Origin of the sequence: Gordonia sp. (in: high G+C Gram-positive bacteria) (genome assembly GCF_020438995.1) — a bacterium.
Lineage (GTDB): Bacteria > Actinomycetota > Actinomycetes > Mycobacteriales > Mycobacteriaceae > Gordonia.
In genome coordinates, this window is record NZ_JAGQTN010000113.1 from 1 (window position 1) to 13,046 (window position 13,046).

General features: G+C 66.5%; 9 protein-coding genes. 7 read left to right on the forward strand and 2 right to left on the reverse strand.

Annotated features, from left to right (window positions below):
- Positions 1-390 precede the first annotated feature (390 nt).
- On the reverse strand, positions 391-786 hold the full coding sequence (locus KDB67_RS09060; protein ID WP_291015035.1) for a VOC family protein: 396 nt from the start codon (positions 784-786) through the stop codon (positions 391-393).
- Between the two features lie 77 nt (positions 787-863).
- Between KDB67_RS09060 and KDB67_RS09065 the strand changes: the two genes are divergently transcribed.
- Positions 864-1,634: a TetR/AcrR family transcriptional regulator gene (locus KDB67_RS09065; RefSeq protein WP_291015037.1), complete on the forward strand. Its 771-nt coding sequence runs from the start codon at positions 864-866 to the stop codon at positions 1,632-1,634.
- A gap of 4 nt (positions 1,635-1,638) precedes the next feature.
- Here the strand turns inward: KDB67_RS09065 and KDB67_RS09070 are convergent, their stop codons facing one another.
- Positions 1,639-3,663, reverse strand: a complete 2,025-nt coding sequence (locus KDB67_RS09070; RefSeq protein ID WP_291015040.1) for a CocE/NonD family hydrolase — start codon at positions 3,661-3,663, stop codon at positions 1,639-1,641.
- Positions 3,664-3,989: 326 nt separating this feature from the next.
- On the opposite strand from KDB67_RS09070, the gene KDB67_RS09075 reads away from it, so the two are divergent.
- The 6 genes from KDB67_RS09075 to KDB67_RS09100 all read left to right on the forward strand — a co-directional run bounded on the left by KDB67_RS09075 (position 3,990) and on the right by KDB67_RS09100 (position 13,046).
- Complete coding sequence (locus KDB67_RS09075; RefSeq protein ID WP_291015043.1) at positions 3,990-5,240, forward strand: ABC transporter substrate-binding protein; 1,251 nt, start codon at positions 3,990-3,992, stop codon at positions 5,238-5,240.
- A 126-nt stretch (positions 5,241-5,366) separates the two neighbouring features.
- The gene (locus KDB67_RS09080; protein ID WP_291015045.1) at positions 5,367-8,150 is read left to right on the forward strand and encodes a branched-chain amino acid ABC transporter permease/ATP-binding protein; all 2,784 of its coding nucleotides are present in this window, start codon (positions 5,367-5,369) and stop codon (positions 8,148-8,150) included.
- A complete protein-coding gene (locus KDB67_RS09085; protein ID WP_291015047.1) occupies positions 8,147-8,893 on the forward strand; it encodes an ATP-binding cassette domain-containing protein in 747 nt (248 codons plus the stop codon). Before KDB67_RS09080 ends, KDB67_RS09085 begins: the two co-directional genes overlap by 4 nt.
- A 196-nt stretch (positions 8,894-9,089) precedes the next feature.
- Entirely contained in the window at positions 9,090-10,628 is a 1,539-nt protein-coding gene (locus KDB67_RS09090; protein WP_291015050.1) for an FMN-binding glutamate synthase family protein, read from the forward strand.
- Between the two features lie 49 nt (positions 10,629-10,677).
- Positions 10,678-11,649, forward strand: a complete 972-nt coding sequence (locus KDB67_RS09095) for a glycoside hydrolase family 43 protein (protein ID WP_291015052.1) — start codon at positions 10,678-10,680, stop codon at positions 11,647-11,649.
- Positions 11,650-11,762: 113 nt separating this feature from the next.
- A complete protein-coding gene (locus KDB67_RS09100; RefSeq protein ID WP_291015055.1) occupies positions 11,763-13,046 on the forward strand; it encodes a condensation domain-containing protein in 1,284 nt (427 codons plus the stop codon).

The window sequence follows — 13,046 nt, forward strand, 5'->3', positions numbered from 1 at the left end:
GCGGCCAGGGCGCCGATGATTCCGGCGCGGGCTGCGAACTTCTTCATGCTGGTGGTCATTGTTTCCTCCTGTCGTCCGCCCCGTGTTGGGCGGTGCGATTCTCGGACCGGTGACGACATTAGCGGTTAATAACGTTCGGGTCACGCCGCATTTGTGACCTGCGGTGATCCGATAACAGGCGGGTAACTCGGTGGATTCTAGGTAAATCTCCTGCATATTCCATGTATTGGTGAACAATCAAACATGAGAAATGAAAACGAATTTGTGACCGACAACACCAACAAATTGTGAACCCAATCACTCAGATCTTGCTGCCGCGCGGCCGGCCGTCGCAGATTCCGCGCCTTGTGTCGCTCGGCGCGACAATATGCGGAGTTTCCGATGGTCCCGTCAGAGGGTGGGGTCGGGGGGCTCGACCCATTGGACGAGTTGGTAGATGACTCCGTTGGGGTCGGCCATCTGGAAGTAGCGTTCGCCCCACGGCTCGGTCTCGATCGGGGTGACGATCTCGACACCCGCATCGCGCAGGCGCATGTAGTCACCGTCGATGTCCTCGACGGTGAACACCACGAGGAGCCCGGTGGCGGTGCCCGCCGCGGAGGCTGGTTTGAACGTCGGTAGGCCGGTGCGCAGGTAGATCAGGTTGAAACCGGCGTCGGGATGGGCGAGCGAACAGAAGCCGTCCGCGGACATGGCCGCGTCGAAACCCAGGTATTTGCGGGCCCATTCGGACGATGCCTGCACGTCGGCGACGTTGACGGAAATGGCTGATGCGGTGATCTGCACGGCGGCTCCTTCGATTCGGGTACTCTATACATTGTATAATGTACATCGTATAACGGGAGCGTGCCAGAATTGTTCCCGTGACCGACAACAGCACCGGGGCCGGCGAGCCCAGCCGTACTCTCGCGCTCCTGTGGGGTGAGCAACCCGCCCCGTCGCGACGTAAGGGGCCGGCGCGGTCGGTTACTGTCCGGCAGGTCGTCGATGCCGCACTGTCTCTCGCCGACGAACACGGCCTGGCGGCGGTTACCGTCCGCGCGGTCGCCGAGACCGTCGGGGTGTCGGCGATGTCGATCTACACCTACGTTCCGGGCAAACCGGAGCTGCTCGATCTGATGGTCGACACCTGTTACGCACGCATGGAGCGCAGGCCGTGGGGGAGGGAACTCTGGCGCGGCCGGCTGACGGTGGTGGCGGACGACAATCGCGGATTGCTGGTCGCGCATCCGTGGCTGACCGAGGTGGCCGCGCTGAGCCGACCACCACTCGGGCCCGGCGTGATGGCGAAGTACGAACACGAACTGGAAGCTCTGGACGGCACCGGACTGTCGGACCTCGACACCGACGCCGCCCTCACCTACCTACTCGGATTCGTCCAGTCGCACTGCCGGTCCGCGCACGACGCCGCCCGGACCACCACCGATTCGGCGATGTCCGACGCCGACTGGTGGGCGGCCAACCAGCCCATCCTTGCCCGGGCCTTCGACCCCGAACGCTATCGGCGGGCAGTGCGCATCGGCGCCGCCGCGGGCCAGGCACAGGGCAGCGCCTGGAACGCCGGCCGCGCCTGGGAGTTCGGGCTCGCCCGCACCCTCGACGGCCTGGCGGCGCTGATCGATCCGGTGCGCTGAACCGTCACGGCAGTGGCTGCGACGAGCCGACTGTCACGTAGCTCGGCCGGGACGGGTCGAGCTGAATGTGTTGCGGGCGCAGCTTCGACGCGTTGAGCAAGGGACGCAACGGAAGTCCCTTGGCCATGTTCATCGCGTACACGTCTATCCGCAGCCGGTGGCCCGGCTTGAGCAACAGGTCGGTGCCCAGCAGCCCGATGTCGACGGCCGTCGGCCGGCCCGGAATGATCCTCGTGCGTTTGGCCAGCGACAGATACGTGTACGGGTCGACGACGTCACCATTGGGTGCGAACTGCGAGCGCGCCGGGTCGTAGGCGGCCAGGGAGGCCACCGTCTGACCGGTCGTGAGCTGCGTCGACGTCCCGTCGGGTGCCACATCGTTGAGGGTGGCCACCCAGTAGCCGTCAGTGGCCTCGTGCACGGCATTCAGACGCACATTGGTGGGACCGCTGATCACTGTCGCCTTCCGGACTGGCGCCGAGGTGAAGGTCAGTGCCCCCGACTCGGCGATCCGCGAGTCCGTGGTGCATGCCGGGAACGGAACCGTCATGCCGATCAGCGCCTGAGCGGAGTCCCGCGAACACAGTGTGCTCAGCCCGGGCGCGACGGTCAGTCGCCGTGCCGATCCGGGCTGGTGGATCAGCGAACCGTCACGGGCGGCCGACGGCGCGGTACCGCTGCGCTTGGCGGACAGGTACATGCGCTGATAGCTCATCCCCGGCCGCGGAAAGTCGGTGGCGGTGCTCCAGCCGTTCCCGTGCTGGTACAGGGTGGCAGGCCCGAACCGATCGATACCGTTGTCGATTCCCTTGAGCCACTTGTCGAACCATGCCTTCTGCAGCACGTCGACGCGTGGTGGCTGTCCGGCACCGCCCATCGTGTCGCCCATGGTCCCGTGATAGGTCGGACTCATCACGAGCTGCTTCTGCCCGGCGGGCAGCCGCATCTTGCTGAACATGGCGAGTTCGTCGTAGGTGAACAGATCGAACCAACCGCCGATGATGAACGTAGGCACCCGGATTCGGTCGGCATGGTCGAGGTAGGCGCGGCGGATACCGCTGTCCGGGTTCACCACCGCCGCCACCTCGGGCGAGAGTCTGGTGGTGCTGGGGTTGGTCAGCGCCTCGATCAGGAGCGGGTAGAACGTGCCCGGGTCGCGGGCCCGGTCCCTAAGCCAGGTCCAGTCGAACGTTCCGTTGAGCATCGACGCGACGTTCGGGATGAGTTTGGTGCCGTTGATCGCGGTGAGCCAGCCGGGCAGGAAGCCGATGCCGACGGCGCCGCCCGGCGCGACGATCGAATGCACCAGGTCACCGCCCGGAACGACGGGGAAGATCGCTTTGAGATGTTTCGGGTTCTTGTTGGCGGCGTAGATCTGATTGATGCCCGAATACGAGCCGCCGGTCATACCGATGTTGCCGTCGGACCAGCGTTGCCGCGCCGCCCAGTCGATCACTTCGAGGGTGTCCTGCTGCTCGCGCTGCTGGAAGACGTTCCAGGTGCCCTGCGAGAAGCCGGTGCCGCGTACGTCGACCACGATCTGGGTGTAGCCGTCCCGGACGAGCCGGTAGTCGGCACCGAGGGCCCGGATGGCGCCGCCTTTGACGACGCCGAGGAACTGCTGGGCACCGGCGATCGGGGTGCCGCTCAGATTGACCGAGTCGACGAACTTCTCGACGGCCGGCCAGAGTATGGGGTCGCCCGCGGCCACGCCGCCGAGCGCGGAGATCAGCTTGGTGTACGGGGTGAGGTTCACCAGCGTCGGAGTCTTGGTGTCGATCGGGTGGCCGCGCCGATCCGCCGGCCGGTAGATGTCGGCCTTGAGCACCACTGCGTCGCTCATCCGGATGGCCACGTCACGCTGGACCGCGACCTTGGGATACCTGGGCGTCGACCGGTAGTCCGCGGTCCAGGATCGTCCGGACGCACCTCCCGCCGGATCGGCGTCGGCGGTGGGAACCGGCCCGCCGGTGACGAACAGGAGTGCGGCGGAGACCAGCAGTGTGGCCAGGCGAGCGCGGGAACACATGGTACGAAGACTCCGAACTGTTCCAAGGATGGGGCTGGTCGGAGGATAGCGGTTGCACAAACCCCACCGGTAGCCCCCGGCGAGGAGATTATTGCGATGCCGGGGGCTATCGGTGGGGTTTGTGACGGAGCGGTTGAGCGAGAATGTCGCGATTGTGTCATTCGGACATATATGTGATGGCGTTCGGCTACTGTTCGGCTCGGGACGCCTCCACGGGGGCATGGGGCGAGGGGTGCAGCCGCGGAACGGCGAGACCCCGCCCGGCTGTGTGGATCGCCCTGGACTGTCGAACTGTGCTGTCCGGCAATACATTCCGAAGGGATCACATGAAAACTGCACTCTCCCTGAAGCGGGTCATGCGTGCGTCCGTCGCTGTCGGTGCCGCAGGTGCCCTCGTGTTCGGCGGGCTCACCGCCTGCTCGTCCGACGACGACGACTCCGACTCGGCGAGCAATCCCGCCGGCAAGACCACCGAACTGCCGAGCAATCCGGCCACCGGCGATCCGATCAAGATCGGATTCATCGCGTCCGAGGGCGGAGCGGTGCAGATGCCGATGCTGCGTACCTCGGGTGAGGCGGCGGCCAAGTACCTGAACGAGAACGGCGGCGGCATCGGCGGCCACAAGATCGAGCTCGTCGTGTGCAAGCAGTCCGAGGAGCCGGCGTCGGCCACCAAGTGTGCCAACGAGATGGTGGAGAAGAAGGTGGCCGCGGTCCTCACGCCGCTGAGCTCGCAGGGCGCGGTGATGCTGCCGATCGTCACCGGCGCGAAGATTCCCTACATTGCTCAGGCGCCCGTGTCGCGGGCCGAATTCATGACGCCCGGCGCGTACATGCTCTCCGGTGGCACCCTGGCAGTGCTCTCCGGGCAGGCCGTGACTGCGGCCAAGGACGGCATCAAGAAGTTCACCGTCCTCATCGGTGACAGCGGCGACGCCGCCACCTCGGTGAAGGCCATGGCCACCCCGATCTTCAAGCAGGCCGGGGTCGAGCTCAAGGTGGTCGTCGTCCCGGTCGCCTCGGCCGACCCGACGCCGGAGATCACCGCGGGCCTCGCGGACAAGCCCGGCGCGGTCACCGTCCTCGGTGACACCCGCCTGTGCGTGTCGTCGATGAAGGTGCTGCAGTCGGTGGCCCCGGACGTGAAGAAGTACCTCATCGCCAGCTGCCTGGACAAGCCGGTCTGGGATGCCATCGGTGGTCAGGACAAGTTGATCGGCGCCAAGGCCTTCACTTCGGTGAACCTGTCGTCCGACGACCCGTCGGTCATCCTGTACCGCAGCATCATGGCCAAGTACGCGCCCGACGACGACCCGCAGGGTCTGGGCTACCTCGGCTACCAGGTGGTCATGGCGCTCGGAGCAATCGGCAAGGACATCAAGGGTGTCACCTCCGATGATCTGCGTACCGCGCTCACCACCGCCAGGGACGTGCCGCTTCCGGCGGCTCCGGGCCTGACCTTCACCTGTGACGGCAAGGCGATGCCGATGCTGCCACCGCTGTGCGGCAAGGCGATCATCGCCTCCGACGTCGCGGCGAACGGCAAGTTCGAGAACAGTACGGTGCTCAACAAGTAGCGGGCTCACCCGCGAATGAATCCCTCCGATGTCCCGGTCCGGGCGTGCGGCTATCACACCGCACGCACCGGCCGGGACATCGGCGGATACGTGACCGCCTGATCTACCGACACGTTTAGAGGACTCATGACCGACCATTTCGCATTCCTGGCGCTGGGCCTGGGCAATGGTGCCGTCTACGCCGCGCTCGGTCTCGCGCTGGTGATGACCTACAAGAGCTCCGGTGTGGTCAACTTCGCCACCGGTGCGGTTGCCCTGTACGCCGCCTACACCTACGCCTATCTGCGGCAGGGGGAGTTGCTCAACCCGATCCCCGGCCTCGAACCGCGGATCGACCTGGGTGGCAGGCTGGGCGTGTTGCCGGCGATGGTGGTGGCGGTCGTCATCGCGTCGGCTCTCGGGGTTGTGTTGTATCTCTTGATATTTCGGTGGATGCGGACGAGTCCGCTGCTGGCTCGGGCGGTCGCCGCGATCGGTGTGATGCTGATCCTGCAGGCGCTGCTGGGCCTGCGCGTGGGCACCAACGCACCCACGGTGAAGGCAATCTTCGCCTCGGGCACCTTCTCCATCGGCGACAGCGTGGTGCCCGTCGACCGGTTGTGGCTGGCCGCCGTGGTCGTGGCGCTGGCGATAGGCGCCGGACTTGTGTTGCGGTTCACCAGATTCGGTATTGCCACCGAGGCCGCGGCCGAATCGGAGAAGGGCGCGCTGCTGACCGGGTTGTCGCCGGAGAAGATCGCCATCAGCAACTGGGCGCTGTCGTCGGCGACGGCGGCGATCGGCGGCATCGTGATCGCGCCGATCGTTCCGCTCAACCCGGTGGCCTACACGATGTTCATCGTGCCCGCGCTCGCCGCGGCGCTCGTCGGCAACTTCGCCTCCGTCGGCGTGACCGTCGGCGCGGGCATCGCCATCGGCATGTTGTCATCGGAGGCCACCAACCTGCAGTCCACCATCGGATGGTTCCCCGACGCCGGTGTGGCCGAAGCGGTTCCGCTGATCCTGATCATCGGCTTCCTGCTCGTGCGCGGACAGCCGCTGCCGAGCCGCGGGATGGTCGCCCGCAGCGACATGGGGCGCTCGCCTCGTCCGCGGAACATCTGGCTGCCCATGGTGATCGGCGGCCTGGTGATCGCCATTGCGCTGATGGTCACCAGCGGTCAGCTGGGCAACGCCCTGGTCACCTCACTCATCTTCGGTATCATCGCGCTGTCGCAGGTGGTGATCACCGGATATGCCGGACAGGTGTCGCTGGCCCAGCTCATGCTGGCCGGTGTGGGTGCGTTCAGCCTGTCCCGGCTGACCACCGACCTGGGGATACCGTTTCCGATCGCGCCGATCCTGGCGGCGGCGATCGCCGGTGTGGTCGGGCTGATCGTCGGGTTGCCGGCGCTACGGGTTCGCGGTCTGCCGCTCATGGTGGCCACCATCGCGCTCGCGGTGTTCCTGGAGGCATTCTGGTTCCGGAATCCTTCGTTCAACGGCGGCATGCAGGGTGCGCCGATCGAGCAGCCGTCGCTGTTCGGTATCGATCTGAAAATCGGTGCGGGAGAAGGATATCCGCGCACCGCGTTCGGGATCATGTGTCTGGTCTTCTTCCTGCTGGTGGTGGCGGGCGTGGCCTGGCTGCGGAATTCGACACTGGGCGCGTCGATGCTGGCCGTGCGCGCCAACGAGCGGTCGGCCGCCGCGGCGGGAATCAACGTCGGCGTGGTGAAGCTCGCCGCGTTCGCGATCTCGGCGTTCATCGCCGGTATCGGCGGCGCCCTGATCGGCTATCAGCAGACGCTGGCCAACGCGTCGTCGTACACGGTGTTCCTCGGGATCGGCCTGTTCGCGGTCGTCTACATCGCCGGCGTCACCTCGATCAGCGGCGGAATCCTCGCCGGGGTGATGGCCTCGGGCGGCCTGCTGTACTTCGCAATGGAGAAATACCTGCACTTCGGGGACTGGTACGCACTGCTCGCCGGCGTGCTGCTGGTGGTGACGGTGATGGCCAACCCGGACGGTCTCGCCCACTACATCCACGAAATCCGGATTCCTGGTTTCGGCACCAAACTCGGCGACGACAAGCCCGTCCTCGACGCCGCGCAGGATATCGACGCCGGAACCATCGCGCCCGCCGCCGATGCACCGACCGGCGGGGTGCTGCTCGCGGCCACCGCCGTCGGTGTTCGCTACGGCCCGGTGACCGCGGTCGACGACGTGACCTTCGAGGTCCGTGACGGTGAGATCGTCGGTCTGATCGGTCCCAACGGAGCCGGCAAGACGACCCTTATGGACGCGATCAGTGGTTTCGTCCCCGCGACCGGCCGTATCGCGCTGGCCGGTTCGGAGGTCGGCGGGCGGGCGCCGCACCGCCGTGCCCGGGCGGGACTCGGCCGCACATTCCAGGACATCGAACTGTATGAGGAACTGACCGTCGCCGAGAACATCATGGTCGGGGCTTCCCACAGCGGTGGCCACGGCGCCGAGTCGGTGCGAGCGGCGCTGGCCCTGCTCGACATCTCCGAACTCGCCGACGTCGGCGCCGCCGACCTGTCCCAGGGGCAACGGCAACTGGTCTCGGTGGCGCGGGTGCTGGCCGGCCGACCGCGGGTGGCGCTGCTCGACGAACCGGCGGCCGGACTCGATTCGCTGGAAAGCCAGTGGCTCGGGCAGCGGCTGCGGGCGGCCCGTGACCGCGGGGTCACGATGCTGCTCGTCGACCACGACATGGATCTGGTGCTCGGAATCTGCGACCGCATCATCGTTCTCGATCTCGGTAGGGTGATCGCGTCCGGCACCCCGGACGAGGTGCGCGGCGATCCGGCCGTCGTCGGTGCCTACCTGGGCACGCCGGCCTCCGCGCAGGCCGCGCCCGGCGAGACCACCGCCACCACCGTCGATACCAAGAAGGTGCATCCATGAGCGTTCTGCAGTGCAGCGGGTTGTCCGCGGGCTATGCGCCGTCGTCGCCGGTGGTACGTGGCCTGGATCTGTCGATCGGCGAGGGTGAGATTGTGGCGCTGCTCGGTCCGAACGGCGCGGGCAAGACCACATTGCTGACCACGCTTGCCGGTCTGCTGCCGCAGCTCGCAGGCCGGGTCGAGGTGGCGGGTGCGGTACTGCCGTCGGGCAACGCGCGGGCCGCGGTGCGATCGGGCCTGGTCCTGGTCGCCGATGACCGCGCACTGTTCCGCAAACTCACCACCGAACAGAACCTCGCACTCGCGATCTCCGTGGGCGGGTGGAATCCCGCCGCCGCCCGCGCTGCCAGAAAGTCCGCCATCGAGGGCGTGCTCGGATATTTTCCTTCGCTGCGGCCACGCCTGAAGATCGCCGCCGGGCAACTTTCCGGCGGCGAACAGCAGATGCTCGCCATCGGGCGGGCGCTGCTGCAAAAGCCGAAGGTGCTGCTGATCGATGAACTCAGCATGGGGCTGGCCCCGGTGATAGTCGAGTCGATCCTGCCGGTCCTGCGTGAGGTGGCCGCCACCGGGACCTCGGTGCTGCTTGTCGAACAGCATGTGCGGATGGCGCTTGAGGTCGCCGACCGCGGCGTCGTGCTGACGCACGGTCAGGTGGTGCTTTCCGACGACGCATCCGCGCTGTCGGCCGATCTGGGCCGCGTCGAGCGGGCCTATCTCGGTGGGGCCGCCGCACAGGCGTAGTGATCGGCGGTGGCCCGCGACGGCCGCGTTGCCCCAAATAGCCGGAACGCGACGATGACCCGAGGGACGCGCGCGTACTCGTGGGTACTCGGTCGGCTTGACCGGGTTGGCGCAATGGCGCCCGCGCGGTTGCCCGATGGTGAACAATGGCAGCCGACCGTTCGCTTTTCGCAGCCCCGAAAGGTGCGTGCTGGTTATGTCATCAAAATGGACAAAAGTGTTGCCGTTGGCCCCGATAGCGGGTCTGGCCGCCTGGGACCTGCTGCAGAAACATCATGCTGTTCTCCGGAACTTTCCGGTGGTCGGCCATGCCCGATACCTGCTGGAGGAGATCGGGCCGGAACTGCGGCAGTACATCGTCTCCGGCAATGACGAGGAGCGACCGTTCAGCCGCAATCAGCGGCGCTGGATCTACGCGTCGTCGAAGCTGGAGAACAACTACTTCGGGTTCGGTGCCGACAACGACACCGAGTTCACCCAGGGTTACCCGATCATCAAGCACCGCACGTTCTCCGACATCGCGCCTGCCACGCAGGTCAATCATGGAGTGCACGGCGACGTCATCCCGGCGGCGAAGGTGCTCGGTGGCCATCGGGAGCGTCGTGGGGCGTTCCGGCCGGCATCGGTGGTGAACGTGTCGGCGATGAGTTTCGGTTCGCTGTCGTCGGCAGCGATCGAGGCGATCAATCGTGGCGCCGCCCAGGCCGGAGCACTGCACAACACGGGCGAGGGCGGGTTGACGCCGCACCACCTGCACGGTGCGGATCTGACACTGCAGATCGGCACGGCATATTTCGGATGCCGCGACAAAGCGGGCAGATTCGACATCGCCAAACTCAAGGACACGGTGGCCGCCAACCCGGTCCGGGCCATCGAGATCAAGCTGAGCCAGGGCGCCAAACCCGGTCTGGGCGGCCTGCTTCCGGGTGCCAAGGTCACCCCGGAGATTGCCCGGATCCGTGGTATCGAGGAGGGCCAGGATTGTGCGAGCCCGTCTCGGCACACCGAATTCGACAGTGCCGATTCACTGCTGGACTGGGTGGAGATGCTCGCCGACGAGACGGGGGTACCCGTCGGAATCAAATCGGCCGTCGGAAATCTCGACTTCTGGTGTGAGCTGGTCGATCTGATGAGCATGACCGACCGCGGTGTCGATTTCATCACCGTCGACGGTGGCGAGGGCGGAACGGGAGCGGCCCCACTGATTTTCAGTGAATCCGTGGCATTGCCGTTCCGCCTCGGATTTGCCCGCGTCTACGAGTTGTTCGCGCGCGCCGGGATCGCCGACCGGGTGGTGTTCATCGGGTCGGGAAAGCTCGGCCTGCCCGACAACGCGGTGGTCGCCTTCGCACTTGGTTGCGACATGGTGAATGTGGCGCGCGAGGTGATGATGTCGATCGGTTGTCTGCAGGCGCAGAAATGCCACACCGACAAGTGCCCGACCGGCATCGCCACTCAGGACAAGTGGCTCGCGCACGGACTCGATCCGACCATCAAGGCCGATCGTGCCGAGAACTACATCCGGACGCTGCGGCGCGACCTGCTCAAGGTGTCCGAGGCGTGCGGTGTGCCGCATCCGGGACTGATCAGCACCGGCGATCTCGACATCCTCAAAGGCCACGAGTCGGCGAGGTCGTTGCGTGAGGTGTACGGCTACGAAGCGAAGTGGGGCCTGCCCAACGAGTTCGACGCCGCCGAGATCGTCACGATCATGACCGGGCCGGCGCACGCGTAGTGCAGGGGTCGCCCGGCGCGGGTACCCGGTGATGCGCGACACTGTGCTGATGACCGAGATTCGCAGGCCCGTCGTCGCGGTGCTCACCGCCCTGCTCGCCGCTGCGGGATTGTGCTTGTCCGCGGGAGTCGTCAGGGCCGACGAGACGCCGCAGTGGCGATACACGCTGGTCGGGTTCAGCAACGACAGTGCCCGCGACATGGACGTGTACGAGTCGGCCGACGGGACCGATTTCACGGTGGTGCGCAAGTCGGCTTACCGGCCGCCGACGGGCTACGTACGGGACCCGAGCATCATGCGGCACGCCGACGGCCGGTACTACGTCGTCTACACCACTGCCGCCGGCGCCACCATCGGTATCGCGCGCAGCACCGACCGCCGAACCTGGCAGCATGTGCGGACCATCCCGCTGCCGCTGTGCTGCGCCTTCCTGCATGGCACCGGCGACGGCACGGGCTCATCGGCGCCACCGCCGCTGTCCGGGTCGGCCGGGTTCGATGAAGGTCCGTCGCTGTCGCCGTTCACCACCAAGGCGTGGGCGCCCGAGTGGTTCGTCGACGGTGGCCGGGTGAACATCATCGTGTCCCTGTCCACTGGCGGCGGCTTTGTGCCGTATCTGCTCACCGCCACCGATTCCTCACTGCGGCAGTGGGGTTGGCCGATTCCGATCCTCGGCATCGGCGCCGACCATATCGACACCACCGTGATCAAGGTCGGCTCGCGGTATCACGCGTTCACCAAGAACGAGACCAGGAAGGTCATCCAGCACGCCGTCTCCCCCACCCTTGTGGGACCGTATTCCTTTGTGCGGCCCGGTAACTGGGGATCGAAGGTGGAGGGTCCGGCCGTCGTGAAACTGCCGAACGGCAAGTGGCGCATGTACTTCGACGCCTACACCAAACGCAAGTACCTGTACTCCGACAGTGCCGACCTGACCCATTGGTCGGCGCCGAAGCAATTGCCCGGACTGTCGGGAACGGTACGTCACTTCAGCGTCCTGCGGGAACCGGCCAGGCCATAGATTTTCTGGCCGAACGGCATCCCGCGAGGGCGTATGCCCCTGCGGGAGGCCGTATCGCCGGAAAGTTGACGCGATCCGCGTCGCATTCCTGCCCGACCTGCCATTCTGTCCTCGTGCAGGAACTCAGGGTCACCTCGCTGGACGAGGCATTTGTCAATCTGGCCAACGATGCGGTGATGTCGGTGCATTTCGAGGTCCGGGTCGCCGGTCGCCTCGACGCCGACAAGCTCACCCGGGCGATCAAGGAGGCGATGGCGGCGCATCCGCTCTCGCGAGCCCGGCTGCGGGCGCCGACCCTGGGGACCCGGACCCTGACCTGGCAGATCGATGACGAGGCCGACTTTTTCGCACTCGAGGTGGTTGACGGGCCTGCCGGACCGGCCCGGGACCGGTTGCAGTCGTTGTCGCCGGACCTGTCCGCGAGTCCGCCCTTCCGCGCGATGCTGGTGCGCGAGGACGGTGGGGATCGACTGATCCTCAACTGCCACCACGCCGCATTCGACGGGATGAGCGCCATGCGGTTCACCACGTCGATCGCGCAGGCGTACGCCGGTGACCCGATCGACCTCGACGGCCCGACCCTGGAAGATGCCCGCAACCTGCGCAAGCTGGTCGGTTCCCGATCCATCGAAGACCTCAAACCCCGGGTCGCGAAGGTGGGCAAGGACATCCTGAACCGTCGCCGGATCGCGCGGCTCGCTCCGGAGGGCGGCATGCAGACCGGCCGCGACCACATCGTGTCGCATCTGAAACTGACCGCGGACGAGGTGGCGACGGTCTCCGGCAAACGACCGAAGGGCGCCACCCTCAACGATGTCGCGATCGCCGCGCATGCCCTGACGATCATCGGCTGGAACGCCGGCCGCGACGTCAAGCCTGCCGACACGGTGTCGGTACTGATGCCGGTGAATCTGCGGGCCAAGGAATGGTCGAACCATGTGGTATCCAATTTCGCGAGCTATCTGACGATCTTCGTGCCCACCGATGTCACCGACCTCACGACGGCCACCGAAATCGTCCGGGACGAAACGCAATTGGTGAAGGAGAACGGCGCCGCCGGCTGGATCGTCGACATCCTGGAACCCGGCAACAAGCTGCCCGCGGCACTCAAGCGCGGACTCACCTCGATGCTGCCGCTGGTGGAACGGCAGTTCGTCGAGACCACCGCGCTGTCGAACCTGGGGCGCCTGGCCATCCCGGACTTCGGCGATGCCGGAGCGGTGACCGAGGCGTGGTTCTCGCCGCCGCCGCTCTCGCCGACGGTGCCGATCGCCCTCGGCGTGGCGGGACTTGGCCGCGAACTGTTCCTTGGCTTCCGCGGCGACCGCCGCGCCCTCGACGCCACTGCCGTCGACCGTTTCGCCGCCTCGTACCGCACGACTCTCCTGGAGGGCTGA

Coding starts and splice junctions, on each gene's coding strand:
- KDB67_RS09070 (WP_291015040.1), bottom strand. CDS start 3,663: ATGTGTTCCCGCGCTCGCCTGGCCACACTGCTGGTCTCCGCCGCACTC.
- KDB67_RS09075 (WP_291015043.1), top strand. CDS start 3,990: ATGAAAACTGCACTCTCCCTGAAGCGGGTCATGCGTGCGTCCGTCGCT.
- KDB67_RS09080 (WP_291015045.1), top strand. CDS start 5,367: ATGACCGACCATTTCGCATTCCTGGCGCTGGGCCTGGGCAATGGTGCC.
- KDB67_RS09085 (WP_291015047.1), top strand. CDS start 8,147: ATGAGCGTTCTGCAGTGCAGCGGGTTGTCCGCGGGCTATGCGCCGTCG.
- KDB67_RS09090 (WP_291015050.1), top strand. CDS start 9,090: ATGTCATCAAAATGGACAAAAGTGTTGCCGTTGGCCCCGATAGCGGGT.
- KDB67_RS09095 (WP_291015052.1), top strand. CDS start 10,678: ATGACCGAGATTCGCAGGCCCGTCGTCGCGGTGCTCACCGCCCTGCTC.